Source organism: Saccharothrix sp., from assembly GCF_031180885.1.
GTDB lineage: Bacteria > Actinomycetota > Actinomycetes > Mycobacteriales > Pseudonocardiaceae > Actinosynnema.
On the sequence record NZ_JAPSLK010000006.1, the window covers coordinates 219,892 to 239,610 of the forward strand.

Here is a 19,719-nt window from a genome sequence, read left to right on the forward strand (position 1 = left end):
GCGCCTTGTGTGAATCTATAAACCGCCTTGAACCTCATTAATAGTAACCAGAAGAAATGGGTCTTTCCGGCCGTCTCAACCGCTCTGGCCCGGTGATCTCAACCGCCAGCTGGCACCCTCGACCGGCAGCCCGCTCGCCCGCAGCCCCCGCTCCAGACCGGCCAAACCGCCTTGTCGGGGCGTGCCGATGAGCCAGATCCCGCTCTCGTCCGCCCGCACCTGGATCGGCGCACGCTCGGGTTCGTGGTCGAGGTGCTCGGCGTACCTCCGGCGGCCCAGATCAGTGCGCACAACCATCCGCTGGTTCGCCGAACCGCGCCAGATCAACCGGGTCGGTCGGGTGATGTCGAATCGCCCGGTGACCAGCACGTCGGCGAATTCGACGGCATCGCGCTGCTTTTGGTCCAGCTCGGATTCCTCGTACCCGGTGTAGACCAGGATGTCGCCGTCGCCGCGCTCGGCGTGCACCCCGGCCAGGAACTCGCGCAGGGCGTCGGGCTGCTGGAGCGGTTCCCCGCCGCTCACGGTCAGCCCGTCCGCGCCCCGCCCGACCGCCTCCCGCCACAGCGCGACCAGGTCCGCCGCCGGGACCTCCACGCCGCCGCGCGGGTCCCACGTGTCCTGGGACATGCATCCCTTGCACGCCAACGAACACCCCTGCACCCACACGCCCAGCCGGGTGCCCGGACCCAGCGCGGTGACCGGGAAGTGCGTCCGGCTGACCCGCAGCGCGCTCACGGCGCCGCCGGGCGCAGGCCGCGCCGGTGCTGGACGGCCTCGGTGAACGCCGGGTCGCCGACCGCCTGGGTCAGCGCCGCGAAGTACGCCTCCTCCGCCGCCGCGTACGCCGCCCACACCGCCCGCACCAGCGCCTCGGGTCCCTCTTCGTCCACGTGCTCGGGGTTGAGCCGGTCCACCAGCGCCCGCCGCGCCTCCTCCGCCTGGTCGCGCTGCCGCCGGTACCGGGCGTAGGCCTCCTGGAACGGGTGCCGCCGGGACAGGCCCAGCATGAACGCCATCGCGCCCGCCACCACCAGCCCGCCGACGAACATCAGCACCAGCGTCGGGGACGTGAGGTGCAACGGCACCAGTTGGTCCCGGTTGAGCTCCAGCACGGCCCCGCAGAGCACCCCGAGGATGGACACCACCAACGCCCAGAACACGCCGGTCACCCACACCACCAGCGTCAGCCGGCGCTCGGTGCCGGTGGCCTGCCGCGCCCGCACCAGCATCGCGGCCACGTGCGGCGCGGTCACCAGGAACACCGCCATCGACCCGCACACCGCCCAGATCGCGCCGGTCTCCACCCGGCCCGCCAGGAAGTGCCGGAACACCAGGTAGTGCACCGGGACCTGGGCGACCACCAGCCCGAGCAGGATCACCAGCCGCCACACCAGCGGCAGCGCGGTGGTCTCGCCCTCCCACACCGGGTCGTCGTCGGCGACGTCCTCGGGCGCCGGCCCGCCCGCGGTGACCTGCCGTGCCGCCTCGACCGCGAGCCGGTCCATCTGCGACCGCGCGGCGTTCATCAGCCGGTTCGCCTCGTCGGCCCGCGCCCGCAGGTGGGCGGTCCGGTCCCGGGCCATGGCGTGCCGCTCCACCGCCGAGTGGACCGCCGCGTCGCGCAACCGGCGCAGGCTCACCACGTACTCGGGGTCGAACGCCTCGGACGGCCCCTCGTCCGGCCCGCCGAACGACCAGCTGTCCCGGACGTGCCGGCGGGCGTCCGCGGCGGCCTGCGCCTCGGCCTGGGCGATGAGCAGGGCGGCGGGCGTGCGGGGTTCGACGACCGGGCGGGGCAGTTCGGGGTCCGCGGGGGTCCTGGTCCGAAACCAGCGGGCACCGAACCAGGTGGACACGACGCTCACCGGGTGCCTCCCGTCGTGCGGTCGTAGAGGGTGACCGTGCCCTCGGCGTGCAGCGCGAGCCGGACGGTGTCGCCGGAGTGCAGCGTCTTGCCGACCGACTCGGGCAGCTCCGCCCCGTTGAGGAACGTCCCGTTGGGCGTGGGCAGCGGCTCGATCCAGGCCCGGCCGTCGGGGTCCACCCCGAGCACGGCGTGCCGGCGTGACACGTTGGGGAACCCGCGGAACGCCCGCGCGTGCGGACCCTGCCGGCCCAGCTCGGCCCGTCCGCCCGGGTCCAGCTGCACCTCGCCGTCGCGGAACCGGACGTGCAGCGCGGGCGGGGTCAGCGAGCTGCGGCAGTCCGGGCGCAGGCACGACCGGTTGTCCGGGTGCGGCGAGGGCGTGCCGCAGTGCCAGCACACCTCCAGCGACCACGGTTCGCGCGGCACGCCCTCCGCCGGGGCGGCCACGACCGGCTCCGGCTCGTCCACGACCACGATGAGCGGCCGGATGTGCGCCCGGCACAGGGTTTCCGCGTCGTCGAACACCTCGTCCGGGTCGACCGGGCACCGCTTGGTCACGGCGCACCGACCCGGGCGGACAGCACCGGACCCCGGTCCCCGGTGCGCAGACCGGTGACCAGCACCCGCGCGCCGGGCTGGACGTCCTCGTCGAACAGCACCCGCGCCAGCGGGTTGACCAGGTTGCTCTCCAGCAGGTTGCCGATGCCGCGCCCCCCGTTCTCCAGGTCGGCGGTGCACGCGGCGGCGAGCTGCGCGCGGGCGTCGTCGGTGAACTCCAGCCGCAGCCCCAGTTCGGAGTGGACGCGGGCGGCGATGTTGTCCAGCTGCGCGCCGAAGATCCCGGCGGCCGTGTCCGGGCTGATGAAGTCGAACACCACGATGTTGTCGCCGAAGCGGTTGAGCAGCTCGGGCCGGGCCAGCTTGGCGGTGAAGTGGTCCCGGATCGCCGCCTTGACCTTGGCCTCCAGCTCCGCGTACGGCATGCCGGGGTCCACGATCCGCCGCCGCGCGCCGGTCTCCGGGTCGGTGACGATGATGCCCAGGTTGGACGTGAAGATCAGGACGCACTCGGAGAAGTACGTGGTCACGCCCTGCCCGTCGGTGAGCCGGCCGTCCTCCAGGATCTGCAGGAACTTGTCCAGCACCAGCGGGTGCGCCTTCTCGATCTCGTCGAACAGCACCACCTGGAACGGGCGCCGCCGCACCGCGCCGGTCAGCTCGCCGCCCGCCTCGAACCCGACGTACCCGGGTGGCGCGCCGATGAGCCGGTCGGCGGCCTGCTCGGCGGCGAACTCGCTCATGTCGAACCGCAGGTAGGCCTGGGCGTCGCCGAACAGGACCTCGGCGACCTGCTTGGCCAGCTCGGTCTTGCCGACACCCGTGGGGCCGGCGAAGAACAGCACACCGCGCGGCCGGGACCCCGGCGTGCTCGCCTGCGCGCCGGAGAGCCCCAGCGCGGCCCGCTTGAGGATGTCCAGGGTCTTGGCGACGGCACGCTCCTGGCCCTTGATCCGCTGCGAGATCACCTGCTCGCCCTTGGTGATCTGGACCCGGACGCTGCCGCGCCGCCACAGGTTGTCGTCCACGCCGAGCTTGTAGATGCGGGTGGCGTCGGCGATCCGGTCCAGGCCCAGCCCGCGGTCGCGGGCCAGCCGGGCGATGCGCAGCATGGACTCCAGCGTCAGGCCCTCGGTCCGGTTGGCGAACTCCTCGGCCGGGTCGACCCGCGCCGCCGTGTCCGCTGTGGACTGCGGCGGGAAGACCGGGACCAGCAGGCGGGCCATGTCCAGCCGGTTGTCCAGGGTGGGCATGCCGACGGCGACCGTGCGCACCGGTTCGACGCCCGCGGTGAGCCAGGCGGGCAGGTCGCGCTCGCCCTCGACCAGCCACACCACCGGGTTGTGCAGCTCCGGCGGCCGGTCGCCGCCGAACGACAGCGGCGGCGCGGTCAGCGCGAGCTTCTGGCAGTACAGGAAGAAGTCCCGCTCGGCGGGGTCGAGCTGGCCGGGCACCCGGGTCAGCCGGGAGGCGTGGTCGATCACCACCGCGACCCGCGCGGCGGGCTTGGTGGCCGGCGGGCGTTCGGCGCGGGACCCGCCGCTCTCCGGCGGCGGTTGCTCGGCCACCCCGACCGCCTTGGCCAGGTGGGTGCGCAGGCGTTCCAGCGACGGCCGCCGCCCGACCACGCCCGAGCCCAGGACCCGTTCGGCGGCCTGGTGCGCGGTCGGTTCGTCCGGGTGCACGGCCACGCCGTCGACCGGGTCGTAGGTGATCAGCGCCTCGAAACCCAAGGGTCGCAACGCCCGCCACAGCAGGGGGAGCAGGGTGACGATCTCCGGGTGGCCGCCGGGCGGGGTCACCAGGAACTGGTCGCGCAGGTTGCCGTGCAGGACGTACTGGGCGTGCACGGCGAGGGTCCCGGCGACCTCGTTGACGAACGCGGGGAACTCGGGCAGGAACCGGCCGGAGCGCTGTGCGGTGTCGTCGTTCATCGCCGCTCCCTGTGCTTGACGTTCTGGTTGACCCTGCCGGTGCTTTCGACGCCGGGCTTGACCTCGGTCGACGTGCGGGTCTGCGGGGCGGCCGTGCGGTCCACGACGGCCTGGGCGTCGGGCATCAGCGCGGCCACGGCGTCCAGGTCGTCGGCGAACGTGTCGCAGCGCTCCTGGTCGGTGATCCGCGCGTCGTCCCCGGCCCCGGCGACCTCGCGCACGACCTGGCCGTGGACGGTGGCGTGCGCGTCCACCCACACCTCGGCGGTGTGCTCGCCGGCCCAGTCCTCGCGGGTCAGCCGCAGGCCGGCGGAGTTGCGCACCTCGAAGGTCTCCTCGACCTGGTATCCCAGGTCGGTGAGGTGGTGCTTGACCAGTTCGCACACGAAGACCTGCCGGGCGGTCTCCTCGGCCCACTCCACCAGCCGGGCGCCCTCGACGCGCAACTCCTTCGTGAGGTCCGCCGTCCCCGCCACGACCGCGCGCAGCCGGTCGGCGGTGTCCGCGAGGTCGTCGGGTGGTCGCGCTCCAGCCAAAGCTTCGGTCAGCGGACCGTCCTCCAGCACCTGCACCCAGCCCGCGGCGAGCCGGCGGCGCGCGACCACCGGGTTGATCTCGGCGGTGATCCGGCGGCGCAGGGCGACCAGATAGACCTCGTCCTCCGGGTGTGCGGTGACCAGGGCGGCGGCGGACAGGGCGGCGGCGCGTTCGTCGGTGGTCGCGTCCGGGTCGAGCAGGGCCAGCACGCGCTCCACCTCGCCGGGCGAGACCGGTTCGGGTGCCGCCGCGACGGCCACGGCGTACCGGCGGCGCAAGGCTTCGCGGTGGCTCGCCAGCGCGTCGGCCATCGACGTGTCCACAGTGGACTTTTCGATCGTGAGCGCCGGCGCGGGCAGCAGGGCGTCCAGGGCCTCCTGCGCACGGGCCAGTTCGACCTGCACCCGGCCGACCCAGCGGCCCAGTTCGGCCGGGCTGCGGCTCGACGTCAGCCGGAGCGGGGCCGGGACGTCCACGGCCACCCCGGCGGCGGAAACCCGTTCGCGCAGCAGGCGGATGCGGGCGTTGACGGCGACGACGCCGGCGGCGGCCACCTCCCAGCGGCGGGCGTCGGCCGCCGCGGCTTCCAGCCCGGCGACCTCCGCCTCCAGCTTCGCGCCGTAGTCGCCGAGCGCGCGCACCGACCCCTCGACGGCGGCGTTGGCGGCCCGCGCCAGCAGCACGGCCCCCGCGCCCACCGCGACGGCGCCCACGACCAGAACCGCGCCCGCCGCCACCGCGGGCACCGCGAGCGGTGCGAGGACGATCCCACCTGAACTCATCGCTTCCTCCCTCGCCGACTACCTGACGGACGGACCCGCGACGATGGCCGACTCCTCGCGGTCCTGCTCCCGCCACGCCATGTGCCGCGCCACCGCCCACGCCACCGTCCCGCCGGCCACCGCGATCGGGGTCAGCACCGGCCACACGACGGTCAGCAGTCCGAGCACCGCCAAGCACACCAACACCACCGGCACCGCGATCCGCCGCGCGATCAGGTTCCGGGCCACCCGCCCCAACGCGATCGCCCCCGCCCCGAGCAACGAGTAGGCCGGGTGGAACCGGCCGCCCGCGGACCACGCCAGCAACGACTCCGCCACCAGCACCACCGCCAGCGCCGCCACCACCGCGAACCACGCGTCGAGCACCTGCGCGTCCGTCGCCACGCCGGCCGCGTCGCTCACCCCGACCAGCGCGAACAACGCGACCGCGACCACCGCCACGCCGGTGACCGCGTACCCCAGCGCCTGCGGCCGGTTCTGCCGCCGCGACCACTCGCGCTGCCGCGCGGTGCGGGCGAGCCACTGCTCGTGCGCCCGCCGGGCCGTCTCCTCGGCCTCGATCCGAGCGGCCTCGCGCGTCGCGTACGGGATGAGCACGAACGCGATCCACTGGTACTCGGTGCGCGCGGCCAGGTCGGAGAACCACGGCAGTTGGAGCGCCCGGTCCTGCTCGTCCAGCGTGCGGCGCAGGTCGAGGCGGTGCGCGCCGGTCGCGGTCGCGGCCAGCAGTGCCAACGACAGCGCGTAGGGCCGGTCCTCGCGCAAGACCCGCTGCGCCTCGGCCCGCGCACCCTGGTCCGACACCGACGCCGCGAGGGTGCGCATCCGGCTTTCCTCGCGGTGCCAACGTTCCCGCACGCCGACCAGCCCGTCGCCGCCGCCCGCGCCCGACCCCGGCCGGCCGGTGGACAGCAGCGGCAGCAGGTCCGCGCGCCACAGCTCGGTCACGATCTCGCCCGCCGCGCCGACGCCCTTCACGCCCTCGTCGGCCAACTCGGGCAGCCGCGCCGGGGTGATGTTCCAACCCCGGTAGAACGGCGGGTGCGCCGGGTCGACCGCGCGCAACTCGTGCAGCAGCTTGACGTCCGCGGTCTCCTTGCGGCCCACCCGCCGGCGCGCGGGCAGCCCGGGGAACTGCTCCAGCCACTCGTGCAGCCTGCGCAGCGGCTCCGGGTCGTCGTCGAACAGCCACGCCCGCGCGGCGCCCCAGTTCTCGGTCATGGTCGCCGCGAGCAGGTCCCGCGCCCGGTACTCCTCGCCCAGGAACACGTACGGCTCCGGGGCTTCCTCGTCGCCGACCACCGGCACCGCCGCCACCGGCGGCGACCCGCCGCGCAGCCACTCGCCGACCTGCTCGGCGCCCCACCGGTCCTCCGGCGCCATGGCCAGCAGGCCCGAGCACAGCAGCCGGACCCGCTCGTCGGGCACGTCCACCCGGATCGGCCGGGTGCCGATCCACGACCGCAGCACCAGGACGTCGTCGATGCCCTCGAACAGCCGGTGCCCGGTCGCCAGCTCCAGCACGGTGACGCCGAGCGACCACCAGTCGAACGCGGGCAGGACGCGCCCGCCGCTGATGAACTCCGGCGGCACGTACGGCACCGTGCCGACCTCGTTGGCCGCGGTGAACGCCTCGCCGTCGGGCAGGTGCACGCTGATGCCCAGGTCGGCGATCACCACCTCCAGCGGCCCCAGCGCGCGGATGAGCAGGTTGGCGGGCTTGACGTCCCGGTGCACCACGCCCGCCCGGTGCAGCTCGTGCAGGCCTTCGGCGAGCTGCCGCACCACCTCCGCGAGCACGTCACCGTCCACTCCGGACGGTTGCCGGCGCCGCCACTCGGCGAGCGTGCCGCCCGCGAGGTGCTCCATGACCTCGTACCAGCGGCCCTCCTCCTCGCCCACCTCGTGCACCACCACGACGTGCCGGCTCGGGCGGCCGTGCACGAGCAGGTCCACGACCCGGTCGTCCAGCCGCCACCCGGGCCGGTGCACCTTGAGCACCAGCTGCTCGTCGGTGTCGCGGGCCCGGACCAGGTACACGTCGCCCTGCCGGCCGGACCCGGTGAGGTCCCGCACCACCTCGAACCGCCGCGCCAACCGGGCGGGCAGGCGCGCCCGCCCGGTGATCGGCGTGCGGCCCGGGTCGAGCACGGTGTCCCGCTCGACGTCGTGCCGCACCCGACCCGGGTCCAGCTCGGTGGGCAGGTCGGCGGGCGCGGTCACGCGCTCCTCCGGGCGGACCCGATCACCGCGAACACTGTCACTGCGGGCACGACAGCTCGACCACGACCGACCGGTTGCGCGCCGCCGCCGCCGGGATCAGCACACCGTCCGGCGCCAGGTCGGGCTCGTGGTACGGACCGGAGTTGCCGTCGCCGCGGGTCGCGATCCGGTCGGCCGGCACGCCCAGCCGCACCAGGATCGACTTCACCGCCTCGGCCCGCCGGGTGGACAGCTCGACGTGGCCCGCCGCCGGGCCGCCGCCCGCCGTGTTGCCGATCAGGGTCACCCGCTGCACCCCGCCCGCGACCACGCCGGCCAGCGACTGGAGGGTCCGGTCGGCGGCGGCGGGGTCGCGCAGGTCGGCGGTGTCCGGGACGAACCCGACCGACCCGCTGTCCTCCAGCTTGGTGGTGCCGCACGCGACCGGCTTGGGCTCCTCGGGCAGCTTCACCACGGTCACCGGCACGGTCGTCGGGAACGCCTCCCGCCGCGACGCGATCGCCAGCTCGTTCGCGCAGACCGCGCCCGCCTTGGTGACGACCTCCTTCCACAGCTTGCCGACCCGCCCGCGCAGGTCCTCGTCGAGCGCCGGCTGCGGGTCGGCCGTGCCGCCGAGGCCGACCAGCAGCACCGACCGGCCGGTCAGGGCCGGCAGCAGCCGCCGGCCGGCCAGGAACGCGGCCACCTCGGCGGGGTTCGCGCCCCACATGCCCTCTTCCCGGAACGACACCGCGCCCGCCGTCGCCAGGCCCGAGTCGACCAGCACCACGGTCCCGCCCTCCGGCGTCACCCGCGCCGCCTCGGACAGCGCGCCGAGCACGTCGGCCTCCGCCTCCTTGGGCGTGAGCTGCGCGACGAAGTCCCGGACCCGGCCCACCAGCTCCTTGACCTGCTTCTCGCGCTGGGTCTCGTTCTTGCCGGTGATCTGCACGTCGGCGGCCAGCGCCACGGTCGGCTGCCCGTCCACCCGGACCACCTGGACCTTGCGGTTGTTGCGCGCCGCGGTCTCCACCAGTCCCTCGACCTCGCCGGGCAGCGTCGGCTTCGGACTGCCCATGCGCGCGCCGACGACCAGGGTCAGCGCCTGGCCGCCGTCGGCGGGGCAACCGCCGGGCGGCAGGTCCGGGGTGCGCGGCTCGGTCGTGCCGCACGCGGCGAGCGCCGCCGCGACCAGGCACCCGGCGAGTGCGCGACGGGTTCGACGGTGTGTCATCGCGGGTCCTCTCCCTCGAACCGCGCCGGCAGCTGCGGCGGTCCGACCTTGTCCAGCAGTGCCAACCTGGTCTCGTTCTTCAACCGGTCCGCCGCCGCGCGGCAGCGCACCTCCAGCGCGGCCCAGTCCGCGTCGCGCTCCCGCCGGGCCCGTTCGACGGCCTCCGCCAGCTCGGTGGCCGCGGCGAGCCGGGACTGGAGCCGGGCCTGCTTGGCCGCCGCCTTCGACCGCCGCGACAACGCCCGCGCGTACTGGCGGGCGGCGGGGTTGTGCCGCAGGTACCCGGCGACGCCCGACACCAGCCCGGTGGCCACGTACAGGCTCAGGAACAGCAGGGCGGACAGGTGCCGCTCCTGCGCGTCGGCCGCCGTGTCACCGCCCTGCACGACGCCGTCGATCACGACCGGGATGGACGAGGCGACGTCCGCGCCCGCGTAGTTCCACCGGAACACGAACGCCGCCGCGCCCAGCGCCACCCAGCCCGCCAGGCACAGCAACGCGGCCGTGCGCGCGCCCACCACGTGCCGGGTCGCGACCGCCTGCCTGGCCTGCTGGCCGACCGTGTGGGACAGCGCGAGGCACACCACGGTGAACCCGACGACCATGACCCAGAGGAACAGCTCCTCCTCGTCCACGGCCGCCATCAGCACCTGGTGGAAGGTCACCACGTCCACGCCCGCCGCGGCGAGCAGGACGAAGTAGTACAGCCCGGCGGTCCACGGCGGACCGACGATCTGCGAGGGGTCGCCGTGGATGACCGGCCTGCGCCGGACCACGCCCGGGGTTCGTGGAGCCGTCATCGGTTGCCGCCTTTTCGGTGGTTGCGGGGTTCGGGCTGGAAGTAGGGGGAGTCCGGGTCGCTGACCCGCTCCAGCGCGTGCGACACCGCGCCCTCCAGGTCGTCCAGCACGCCGGTCTGGTCGTCGTGGTGGACCTGGTACAGCTCGCGGACCTCGGCGACCCGCGCGGCGAGCAGGTCCAGCTCGGTCGCCAGGGTCTCGTGGTGCACCTTGACCTTCGCCAGCCAGTCCGCCACATGAGTGTCCACATAGGACTCCAGCACCGGGCCGGCCTGCCAGGCGGTGGTGGGCGTGACCCGGGCCAGCATCCCGTGCAGTTCGGCGCGCACGGCGGTGAGGTCGAGCTGCGGTTCGGGGGTGCCGCGCAGCCTCGGCAGGCGGGCGCGGACCTTGCGCAGGGCGAGGGCCGCCCGCAGCATCGGCAGCGACTTCATGCGGTGTCCTCGGCTTCCCAGTCGTCCTCGGCGGCGGTGGCGTGCGTCGCCGGTCTGCTGCGGCGGTGGTCGCGGCGCGGCAGCCGCTCCAGCCGCCGGCCCACGCGGTGCACGTCGGAAGGCCCGCGCCCGAGTTCGGCGGGGTCGCCGTCGGCCGGGTCGGTCACCCACGACGGCAGGGCCTGCGCCGCGAACCGCAGCAGCGGCGCGAGGTGCGTGCCCTCGGGGTGCACCAGCACGACGTTCTCCCAGTAGGTCGCGACCCGGACCGCGCAGCGCGCGCCCTCCAGGCGGGCCAGGTTCTGGGCGAGGACGAACTCGCTCCGGATCTGCTCCTTCACCGCGGCGATCCGGCTGGTGACCGCGTTGACCGCGGCGAACTGGGCGGCCTCGTCGCCGCGGGCCGCCGCGATCCGCCGGTTGCGCATGTCGTCGCGCCGGGTGAGCAGCACGGCCCGGTTCTCCGGCAGCAGCTCGACGTGGTTGCGGGGGCGCAGCTCGGCCTCGGTCAGCTCGGCCTCGGCCAGCGCGACGGTGGCGGTGCTGCGGTCCAGCCCGACGACGGCCGCGTCCAGCTCCTCGCGCAACCGGGCCAGCGTCGCCCGGTCGCCCGCGGTGCGCGCCTCGAAGCGGAGCTTCTCCGCCTCCATCCGGGCCACCGACCGCCAGATCAGGTTCTCCGGGTGCTGCGCGGTGACCAGCCCGTCGGTGGCGGCCAGTTCGACGAGGTCGCTGTAGGCGGGCTGGCGCCGCCGCCCGTCCCGCCGGCCCCGCCACCGGTCCGCGAACCGCTCCCGCCGCCGGTAGCGCGCCTTGTCGTCGTCGCTCACGCCCGCCCCTCCCCGTCCACCGGCGTCCCGTGACCGGTCCGCTCGACCGGTGCCGCGCGGTCGGTCCCGTCGACGATCACCGGCGCGCCCCGGTGGGCCGCGAGCGCCGCCCGGTGGCGCAGGGCGAGCCGGGCCAGGGCGTGGGTCTGCGCCCGCAGGTCCGGCGCGTCGGCCTGACCGGGCACGCCGTCCTCGGGCACCGGCAGCTCCACCCGGGTCAGCGCCCGCAGCGCGGCGAGCACGTCGGTCAGCTCCCCGGCGGCCCGCACCTGCTCCTCGGCCTGGTCGAAGGCGACCCGTAATCGGTCGCGGCACTCGCGGTCGTCGTCCTCGCCCAGCCGGTCGGCCTGCGCGAGCACGAGCCGGGCGCGCGCGATCCGCCGCTCCGCGGTCCGGCGCACCCGTGCGCACAGCTCGGCGGGCTCGGGGTGGTCGGCGACCCGCGGCACCCGCCCGGCCACCTGCCACGCGCGGTCGTCGACCGGCTGTTCCTTGCGCCCCAACGGGTGCAAGGCGGTGACGGCCTCGGCGGACACCAGCAGCGCCGCGTCCTCCGGGCGGTCCACCAGCCGGGACACGTCCGCGTCCGGCGTCCGGCCGAGCACCTCCGCGCCCTCGTCCTGGCGCAGCAGGACGTCCACGACGTCCCGGGAGAGCCGGCACAGCCGCGTCGGCCGGTCCGCCTGGGCGCACATGCGGGCCACGGCGTCGCGCACCAGCGCCGCGTGCCTCCGCTTGCGCCGGACCCCGACCGGCCACGTCCACGCGGTGACCACCAGCGCCGCGGCCAGCGCCACCGCGAGCGCCCACAGCACGTTCCCCACCACACCCCTGATTGACGGACGGCCGACATCCTCTGTCCACAGTGGACCCATCCGTCACCGCCCGAAGTGGGCGAGCGCGGCCCAGTTCTCGATCTCGGCCGGGTCGGTCGGGACCACGTCCCGCAGGTGCGCCGGCAACTGCGACCGGTCGAAACCCGGGTCCAGCACGCGCAGTTGCGCGGCCCGCAGGGCTTCGCCGGGGGAGCCGCACCCGTGCTCGTGGACCAGGTGCACGAGGTGGGCGGTCGGCGCGGGCCACCGGGTGGCCAGCACGGACCGCGCCCCGAGCGCGAGGAACACCGCGGGCAGCGTGCGGGCGTCGTCGTGCGGCCCGGCGGTGGCCGTGTGGTTCGCGAGGGTGACCAGGTCGGCCTCGACCGGCTCGGTCAGCGGCAGCGGCGCGCCGTCGTGCAGGGTGACCCGGGACCGCTCCGGCGCGTCGAGGTCGGACACCGCACGACACCCCAGGTGCAGCACGGGAATCCGGTCCGCCATCGCCCCGCGGACCTCCTCCGGCGTGCCCGCGCCGTCCTCGGCCGCCCGCCACGGCCGGGGCGGCTGCCCGTGCCCGCCCAGGAACCGGCCGTCCGGGTGGAACGCGTCCCGCAACCCCTCCGCCACGACCGCCGCCGCCGCGTCGTCCCGGTTCGGGTTGCCCACGAACACCGCCGCGCCCGACCCCGCGGGCCGTCCGGCGGCCAGTCCCAGCACCCGCCCCGACGGCGCCAGCGACACGTCGACGTCCTGAACGAGGTACCGCCGCCGCCCGTCGACCTCGCGCCACGCGGCCTCCCACGGCACCAGCCCCAACACGCCCATCGGCACCAGCGCCAACCGCCCGCTCCCGGCGGCGGCGACCAACTCCGCGCCCGCCGCCTGCCAGGCCCACGCGCAGACGTCGCTCAACGACGCCCGCCACGCGCGCACGGACGCCGGCGTGGGCTCGGCGTACCGGGCGTCGCGGGTGGCCGCGAACCGGGCCAGCGGAGCGGAAGCCAACCGGGGCAGGTCGACCACCCGCACCGGCCCGTCCAGCGGCACCACCACGGCCATCCCGCGGTGCGCGTCGCACTCGGGCACCAGGTAGGCGAGCACGTCGGCCCCCGCCGCGCGCAACGCGTCCCGCACCTCCTTCGGCCCGGTCACGTCAGCCCGATCCCGCCCGCCACCGGCCGCCAGAACCAGCGCACGCCGTGCTTCGAGCACCCGGACCAGGTCGTCGAGGGCGTCGTCGTCCAGGCACCAGGCGGTCACGTTGTCCCCGATCACCGCCAACTCCGCCGATCCCGGGTCACCGCCCGGCCCGGCCTTGGCGACCAGCGCCGCCAACGCCGTCGCACGGCTCGCCGCCCGGTCCCCGTCCCCGTCGCGCAACCGCAGCCGCGACCCCAGGTCGACCGCCGTGCCCACCCCGCCGCCGGTCCGCCACGCGGTCTCCAACTCGGCGATGGCGGCGTCCAGCGCGGCCGGTTCGGTCGGCACCACGGTGGACAGCCGCGCCCGGGTCATCCCGCGCACCATCCGCGCCGCGAACTCCATCGTCGCGCCCGGCCGCACGCCGGCGGCGGCCCGTTCGACGGCCTGGTAGGACCACAGGGCCTGCCGCGAGTCCCCGGCTTCCAGCGCCGCACGCCACTCGTTGGCCGTGGCGAACAGCCGGGCCACCTCGCCGTCCCGGGTGTCGCCGAGCCTGGGCAGCACGGGGGTGTTCCCGGGCGGCCCGGCGATCTGCGAGAGGGTGGCCAGCATCTGCTCCATCAGGTCCCGCTGCTCCGACGGCGGCAGCGCGTCGACCTGCCACACCAGGGCCGTGAGGTCGCCGACCAGCTCGCGCGGGTGGCCTCCCGCTCCGACCCGCTCGTAGAGCCGGCGCAGGTAAGCGGTCATCGCCTGCTCGGCCGCGCCCTCCGGCGTCCCGGCCGGGTCCGCGTCGGCCGGCCCGCGGTCGGGCAGCAACGCCTTCATCAGGCTGTCGAGGTCGCCCGAGAGACCACCGGAGGACTCGCCCACGAACGCCGTGCCCATCATGTCCACCAGGCCCGACAGCGCCTCGACGACGCCGTGGTCCTCCGCCGGGACGGCCGCCTTGACCTCGTTCAGCAGGTCGATCTGCTCCCGCACGGCGGCCCGCAGCGCGGCGGTGTCGCCGACCGGGTAGAACTCGGCCATCCACTGCGTCCGCAGCATGATCGACCGCACCGCCAGCCGTGCCCGGGCCTGCGGGCTCACCTCGGCGGGCGCGGTGCGCACGGCGGTGTCGGCGTCGGCGAGCATGGCGCGGGCGTCGCAGCGCTGGAGCACCATGCCGATCCCGAACTCCCGGGCCGCCACCTCGACCGCCTCCAGCCGCCGCGTCCGGACGTCCAGCACGTCGTCCGAGTCGGGTTCGGGGTGGGCGAGGGCGCGCGTGCACCAGTCGATCGCGTCCCACAGGTGGTCCGGCCCTTCGAGCGCGACCAGGAACTCGTGCGCCTCCGCGATCGCGCTCGCGACCAGCCACTCCTCGGGCACGCTGCCCAGGACGTCGATGCCGGCCTTGATGTCCTCGACGTCCTGCTCGACCCCGCCCCGGAAGCACAGCAGGAAGCCGTAGTCGCGGGCGTGCCGGTCCTCCAGCCCGATCTCGGCGTCCACCGCGCCGTACTCGGCGATGGCCTCGTCGCGGTCGGCGTCGTCCTTGTCCGCGCTGTTCCAGAAGCGGGCGGCGAGCAGGGCGGCGGCGGTGACCCGGGCCCACGGCGAGCGCTCGGGGTCGTCGGCGACCAGTGCCCGCAGTTCGACCGCCGCCGTGAGGGCCTCCTCCAGCGGTTCCGGGGACTCGGTGAGCAGGAAGCGCTCCTCGTGCACGGCGATCAGCGCTTCCAACGCCTCGACGCGGTCTTCCAGGTCCTCGACGTGCGGCAGCGCGGCGGCCATCCCGGTGATCACGTGGTCGAGGTCGGCGGGGTCGAGGGTGCGCACGTAGGCCCAGCGGTGGGCGTGCGCGCGGTCGAGGAGGAAGTCGACGCGGTCCGGCTCGGTTGGGACCAGCGCGTCCAGGACGTCGGTCAACCGCCGGACCTCGTCGGGGGTCAGGTCCTCGTCGTGGGCGGCGGCGGACAGCCGGGTCGCGGTCAGCGCGGCGGTCTCGCCGGCGGCCCACCCGTCCGGGTCGCCGGTCGCCGCCGCGGTCATGTGCGCCAGGGCCGCGTCGAGATGGGCCTTGGCGTCGGTTTCCGCGGCCAGGTAGGTGCGCGCGTCGCCGGCGCGGTAGTGCCAGTCGGGGGCGTCGGGGTGGTCCGGGAGGTGGTCGAGGGCGAACTCCAGCAGCAGCACGCCGAGTTCGGCGGCCTCCGGCGTGGCGCCGCCCTGGGTGAACTGGTCCAGGAAGGCGAACCCGGTCGTGCCCGCGTCGGCCGGGTCCACCCGCCCGGCGTCGACCTCGATCGCCCCGGCCAGGTACAGCGCGCGTTGGTGCAGCGCCTCGTCGAGCTGGGGCGCTTCGTCAGGGACCTGATCAGCCACGGCGACCTCCGGCGACGACGACTTCACGGGCCCGGGACAGCACGTCGTCCAGGCGGTCCGGGTCGGCCAGCAGGGCGGCGGCCCGGTCGTGCGGCAGCAGGCCCCGGTCGGCGAGGGCGCGCACGGCGGTGCGGACGGTTTGGGGCTGGTCGGCGGGCGGGACGGCGGCGACCCCGCACACGACGGTCTCGACCACGGCGGCGTCGGGGTCCGGGTCGGCGTCGGTGACCGCGTCGAACGCGCGGGCCGCGTCCGGGTCGGCGACCGTGCTCCACGCGCTGTCGTCGGTGATGCCGCGGTTGTCCGGGCGGCGGCCCAGCGGTCGTTCGATGTACGCGTCGTACCAGGACACGTACTCGGGGGCGGTCCGGGTGCCGACGTTGACCCGGGTCCCCGCGCTGCACACCTGTTTCACGGTGCGCAGGATGTTCGGCATGCGTTCGAGGTAGTACGGCACCGGCTCGCCGAACTCGGCGGCACAGCGCTCGGCGAGCCTGCGCAGGAGGTAGCCGTGGCCGGGTAAGGGCGCCGAGTACCCGGCTTCGTCGGCCAGGTGGCCCAGCACGGCCCGGTGCTCCTCGTCGGGTAACGCGCGGCCGAAGCGGTTCTGCCGGACCTGCTTGGGTTTCACCTGCGCGCCCCGGTCCGCCCGGTAGGCGCGGAACACGTCGATGACCCGCTTGCGGACGTGCGCGCGGACGGCCCCGGCCAGGTTGGTGCGGTCCGTCCCGTGCTCCGTCAGGAACACGGAGACGATGTGGAGGACATCGGCCACCAGGTCGCGGCAGACGCAGTCGCCGGACAGCACGAACCCGGCGGCCGGCGCGGCGTTCCCGAACCGCAGCCCGGGCATGGCGAGCCCGAGGTCGCAGCGGGCGACCAGGTGGCTGCGGTGGAGGGCGGCCCTGGACCCGCGCAGCTCGGCCAGGGCGGCGTTGACGACTTCGGGCGAGAGGAGTGAGGTCTGCCGCAGGCTCATAGGTAGTTTTCTACTCTTACATAAGATCTTATGTGAGCGTGATATGGAACCGTGACGTAGTAGTGAGGTCTGGAGGTGGAGGGACGGATGGCGTTGCTGCCCGCGGTCGTGCCCCTGGTGGTCGAGAAGCGGTCGGAGCTGGTGCCCGCGCGGCTGGCCCGGAAGGTGGCCCCGCTGTTCGGCGTGCCCTCCGAGCAGAACCCGTTCCGGCCGCTGACCTGGGTCTGCGACTTCACCACGATCACCGCGTCGGAGATCGCCCGCGGCGCGCCCCTGCCCACCCGGGCGGCCCTGGCCCACCTGCGCGAGCAGGAGCACGACGGCGAGTGGGTCGTCCACGATCGCGCGGTGGTGCCCGCCTCGGGCCGGACGCTGCCCAACGAGATCGTGCCCGCCACGGTCAACCGGTTCGGCCCGGACACCAAGGCCGCCGTCGTGCTGACCGCGACGAACGTCCTGCTCGCGCCGGTCACCGAGGCCATCACCACGGCCCTGCCGCTGCTGCGCGCCGGCGACGGCGGCGACCTGCCGACCGTGCAGTGGATCGCGGCGTGGGCCGCCACCGCGGTGGAGGTCTACCGGTCGCAGCCTGCGCTGGTCGTCGCGGCGATCAAGGCGCGGGCGATCCAGCGCGAGTCCCTCAGCGCGCCGCTGTTCCCGTGGGCGGACCGGCTGGCGGGCCGGCCGAAGGCGCGCTGCGAGATCGGCGCGGTCCCGCCCGGTTCCGGTGATCCGGTGACCCGGCCCCGCGACCTGGACTTCCTCGACGGCGTCGCGGTGGCGCGGCTGAACGCGACCGGCGCCCTGCCCGCCACCGAGGACCGCGAGATCGCCGGCGGTCCCGGGGTCGGCGATCGCCTGGTGGAGCTGTTGATCAGCCTCATGGTCGACATGGGCGCGCCGGACAGCGCCGGGTACGTGTGGGTGAGTGAACGGGAGCCCGGGCAGGCCGTCGTCGAGGCGATGGTCCCGTCGTCCGGTCTGGTGCGGGAGGTGGTGGAGACGTGGGCGCACGGGCCGGGTTTCCTGGCGAGGGCCGACGAGTTCGCCGACGCCCTGGCCGACGCCATCGCCCGCCCCGTCCGCCTGCCGTCCGACTCGGTCCTGACCGGTCTGCCCGTGCTCGCCCGACGCGCGGTTGTGTTGGCAGCAATGGGAATCGTGCGCCAGATGGGGTTGCTCGCGCCGTCGTCGTGGGTGACCGGACCCGAGTTCTCCGCTCTCCTGGACGACGTCGAGGCCCTCCTGTCCACCGTCGACCCTTCCGACCCTTTGGTTTTTGAGACTCGCCTGCGCCTGGCCGTGCAACGAGCGGGCGTGCGCCGCCACGCCGGCAGCGCCGACGCCGCCACCGTGACCGCCCTCCTCGCGGCGGCCGACGCGTGCCTGGCCTCCGACGCGCTCGACCGCGGCACCCTCGCCGACGTGCTGGCGGTGGCGTGCGTGGAGCTGAACATGTTGCGCCCCTTCGCCTCCAGCCCGCTCACCGACCCGTTGCGCCGGTACTGGACGGCGTTCGCGGACGCCATCGAGGTGGACCTGTTCGCGCCCGACGCGGACCACAGCGCCATCAGCTTCCAGTTGCACAACTACGCCGCCTTCCTGGGCGGCAACAAGGACTCCGAGCAGGACCTGCGGGCGGCGCTGCACCTGTTCACCCACTCGGTGATCCCGGGCCGGACCCGCCTGTACAACCGCGACCGCGACTTCCGCCCGCTGGCCCGCAGCCTGTACCTGGCCGCCGACGCTGCCGCCGCGTTGGCGGGGTTGGTCCCGGCCGAGGCACAGGAGTGGGCCGGCAAAGCGTTCTCCTGGGTCAGGCAGGTCATGTCCGACCCCCGCTTCACCCCAGGCCGACTGCACCCCAGGCTGGACGACTGCCTGTTCGCCCTGCGCGCCGCCCCCGTTCTCCTGCTGGCCGTGGAAACAGGAGTGGCCGCCGACCGCGCCCCGGTCCTGTCCCAGGCCGACGACTTGATCCGCCTGGTGGAGCGCTGGCTGAAGGAGACCACCGACGGCCGCGACTCCGCGTACCACGCCACGGTCACCACCCTGAGATCCCGCCTGACCACTCTGCTCACCCCCTCACCCGGTTCCTGACGGACCCGCTCCGCTTCCGGGCCGCCATACCGGGGTGGAGGTGATCGCGATGATCGGTGGCGGCAACGGAGACGACAGCAAGTGACCAACCCCGGTTCCGGCGGGTGCGGTACGCCCGCACCCGCCGGACGGTCCGACAGCGCTCGTCCGGTTCGGCCATGCCCCGTGGATCGGATGCTAGGACGACGACGTTTCACCCACCCCACAATTCGGCCATGTGCACCTTCCTCACTTTCCACACTTTTCGTCCCGCAATTCTGCGGAATTCCCCGCTCTCCCGATTTCGGCGGCCGGCAGGATTGCGGCCGTGGTCGCGGTAAAGGTGAGCAAGGCTTCCGTCCGAGCCCTGACCGACGAGGCTTCCTTCGCGGACGGCACCCGGTTGCTGGACCAGGTCGAGCACCTGGACGTGGCCGGCACCTCCGTCCAGGCGACGGTCGAGGGCTTCGACACCGACCTGACCGTGACCCGATCCGGCCTGACCGGCCAGTGCTCCCGCCCCGCCGGCACGACCTTCTGCAAGCACTGCATGGCCACCGCACTGCACTGGATCTGAGGTCCAAGAGGCCGCACGTTCCGCCCTCTGAACGCCGGCGAGCAAAGCCGCCGAACAAGCCCGAGCCATCCTCCACACCACCCCGCCGGACGACCAAGTGAACGCGTTCCCCCCGTCACCACGCGGAAGCACAAGACCCCACCGTCATGATCGCTACATCGACAGCAAGACAGCGCCACCCCAATCCGCTCGGCCGTCGCAGCGCGCAGAGGTGGCCGCATGGTCAAGCGGCGGAGTTCCTCGTCTGGACCGGAAGCGATCTGGCCAACGGGTCAATCGCACTCAACTTCACCCTCGGACGCGACCACATGTGCGTGTACAACGCCCTCGACGAGAACGGCTTGGAGGTCGGCACCCTGAGTCCCGAGTGGCAGCCCGTCGCCCGGATCCCGGTCGACGACTGGCCACAAAGATCAAGCCCCGAGCGCGTTGCCGCTGCTCAGGGCTTGATTCACCCGGCGAAAGGTGAGTGCCCCCGGCAGGATTCGAACCTGCGACACACGGTTTAGGAAACCGATGCTCTATCCCCTGAGCTACGAGGGCGCACGGGGCAGCGTACCGGGTGCCCCCGCCCC

General features: G+C 74.5%; 15 protein-coding genes and 1 tRNA gene. 2 read left to right on the top strand and 14 right to left on the bottom strand.

Translation table 11 applies throughout. The features are described from left to right. Nucleotides 1–75 precede the first annotated feature (75 nt). From RIN75_RS12025 to RIN75_RS12085, 13 genes are read right to left on the bottom strand one after another with little or no spacing between them, the layout of a single operon-like run. A complete protein-coding gene (locus RIN75_RS12025) occupies nt 76–738 on the bottom strand; it encodes a 4Fe-4S single cluster domain-containing protein (RefSeq protein ID WP_309111929.1) in 663 nt (220 codons plus the stop codon). Next, the gene (locus RIN75_RS12030; protein ID WP_309111930.1) at nt 735–1,868 is read right to left on the bottom strand and encodes a hypothetical protein; all 1,134 of its coding nucleotides are present in this window, start codon (nt 1,866–1,868) and stop codon (nt 735–737) included. The genes RIN75_RS12025 and RIN75_RS12030 overlap by 4 nt, the downstream gene beginning before the upstream one ends. Next, on the bottom strand, nt 1,865–2,428 hold the full coding sequence (locus tag RIN75_RS12035; RefSeq protein ID WP_309111931.1) for an FHA domain-containing protein: 564 nt from the start codon (nt 2,426–2,428) through the stop codon (nt 1,865–1,867). Before RIN75_RS12035 ends, RIN75_RS12030 begins: the two co-directional genes overlap by 4 nt. Beyond that, entirely contained in the window at nt 2,425–4,362 is a 1,938-nt protein-coding gene (locus tag RIN75_RS12040) for an AAA family ATPase (RefSeq protein WP_309111932.1), read from the bottom strand. The genes RIN75_RS12035 and RIN75_RS12040 overlap by 4 nt, the downstream gene beginning before the upstream one ends. Further along, nucleotides 4,359–5,681 (bottom strand): hypothetical protein, encoded by a 1,323-nt coding sequence (locus tag RIN75_RS12045; protein ID WP_309111933.1) that lies wholly within the window; start codon nt 5,679–5,681, stop codon nt 4,359–4,361. Before RIN75_RS12045 ends, RIN75_RS12040 begins: the two co-directional genes overlap by 4 nt. 18 nt (nt 5,682–5,699) lie before the next feature. After that, entirely contained in the window at nt 5,700–7,904 is a 2,205-nt protein-coding gene (locus RIN75_RS12050) for a serine/threonine-protein kinase (protein WP_309111934.1), read from the bottom strand. A gap of 37 nt (nt 7,905–7,941) precedes the next feature. Next, entirely contained in the window at nt 7,942–9,117 is a 1,176-nt protein-coding gene (locus RIN75_RS12055; RefSeq protein WP_309111935.1) for an OmpA family protein, read from the bottom strand. Continuing rightward, complete coding sequence (locus RIN75_RS12060; protein ID WP_309111936.1) at nt 9,114–9,917, bottom strand: hypothetical protein; 804 nt, start codon at nt 9,915–9,917, stop codon at nt 9,114–9,116. The genes RIN75_RS12055 and RIN75_RS12060 overlap by 4 nt, the downstream gene beginning before the upstream one ends. After that, on the bottom strand, nt 9,914–10,351 hold the full coding sequence (locus RIN75_RS12065; RefSeq protein WP_309111937.1) for a hypothetical protein: 438 nt from the start codon (nt 10,349–10,351) through the stop codon (nt 9,914–9,916). Before RIN75_RS12065 ends, RIN75_RS12060 begins: the two co-directional genes overlap by 4 nt. After that, complete coding sequence (locus RIN75_RS12070; RefSeq protein WP_309111938.1) at nt 10,348–11,181, bottom strand: hypothetical protein; 834 nt, start codon at nt 11,179–11,181, stop codon at nt 10,348–10,350. The genes RIN75_RS12065 and RIN75_RS12070 overlap by 4 nt, the downstream gene beginning before the upstream one ends. Beyond that, nucleotides 11,178–12,005, bottom strand: coding sequence for a hypothetical protein (locus RIN75_RS12075; protein ID WP_309111939.1), 828 nt, complete (start codon nt 12,003–12,005; stop codon nt 11,178–11,180). Before RIN75_RS12075 ends, RIN75_RS12070 begins: the two co-directional genes overlap by 4 nt. 54 nt (nt 12,006–12,059) lie before the next feature. Next, nucleotides 12,060–15,509 carry a CHAT domain-containing protein gene (locus RIN75_RS12080; protein ID WP_309111940.1) on the bottom strand — a complete coding sequence of 1,150 codons (3,450 nt, stop codon included), beginning with the start codon at nt 15,507–15,509 and terminating at the stop codon, nt 12,060–12,062. Continuing rightward, the gene (locus tag RIN75_RS12085) at nt 15,502–16,488 is read right to left on the bottom strand and encodes a DHH family phosphoesterase (RefSeq protein ID WP_309111941.1); all 987 of its coding nucleotides are present in this window, start codon (nt 16,486–16,488) and stop codon (nt 15,502–15,504) included. Before RIN75_RS12085 ends, RIN75_RS12080 begins: the two co-directional genes overlap by 8 nt. 87 nt (nt 16,489–16,575) lie before the next feature. Here RIN75_RS12085 and RIN75_RS12090 point away from each other — a divergent pair, with 87 nt between their 5' ends. Next, nucleotides 16,576–18,588 (top strand): hypothetical protein, encoded by a 2,013-nt coding sequence (locus RIN75_RS12090; RefSeq protein WP_309111942.1) that lies wholly within the window; start codon nt 16,576–16,578, stop codon nt 18,586–18,588. 322 nt (nt 18,589–18,910) lie between these two features. Beyond that, nucleotides 18,911–19,144: a hypothetical protein gene (locus RIN75_RS12095; RefSeq protein WP_309111943.1), complete on the top strand. Its 234-nt coding sequence runs from the start codon at nt 18,911–18,913 to the stop codon at nt 19,142–19,144. A gap of 470 nt (nt 19,145–19,614) precedes the next feature. On the opposite strand, the gene RIN75_RS12100 is transcribed toward RIN75_RS12095, so the two are convergent. Next, a tRNA-Arg gene (locus RIN75_RS12100) sits at nt 19,615–19,687 on the bottom strand. Nucleotides 19,688–19,719 lie beyond the last annotated feature (32 nt).

Coding starts and splice junctions, on each gene's coding strand:
- RIN75_RS12045 (WP_309111933.1), bottom strand. CDS start 5,681: ATGAGTTCAGGTGGGATCGTCCTCGCACCGCTCGCGGTGCCCGCGGTG.
- RIN75_RS12055 (WP_309111935.1), bottom strand. CDS start 9,117: ATGACACACCGTCGAACCCGTCGCGCACTCGCCGGGTGCCTGGTCGCG.
- RIN75_RS12040 (WP_309111932.1), bottom strand. CDS start 4,362: ATGAACGACGACACCGCACAGCGCTCCGGCCGGTTCCTGCCCGAGTTC.
- RIN75_RS12060 (WP_309111936.1), bottom strand. CDS start 9,917: ATGACGGCTCCACGAACCCCGGGCGTGGTCCGGCGCAGGCCGGTCATC.
- RIN75_RS12085 (WP_309111941.1), bottom strand. CDS start 16,488: ATGAGCCTGCGGCAGACCTCACTCCTCTCGCCCGAAGTCGTCAACGCC.
- RIN75_RS12065 (WP_309111937.1), bottom strand. CDS start 10,351: ATGAAGTCGCTGCCGATGCTGCGGGCGGCCCTCGCCCTGCGCAAGGTC.
- RIN75_RS12090 (WP_309111942.1), top strand. CDS start 16,576: ATGGCGTTGCTGCCCGCGGTCGTGCCCCTGGTGGTCGAGAAGCGGTCG.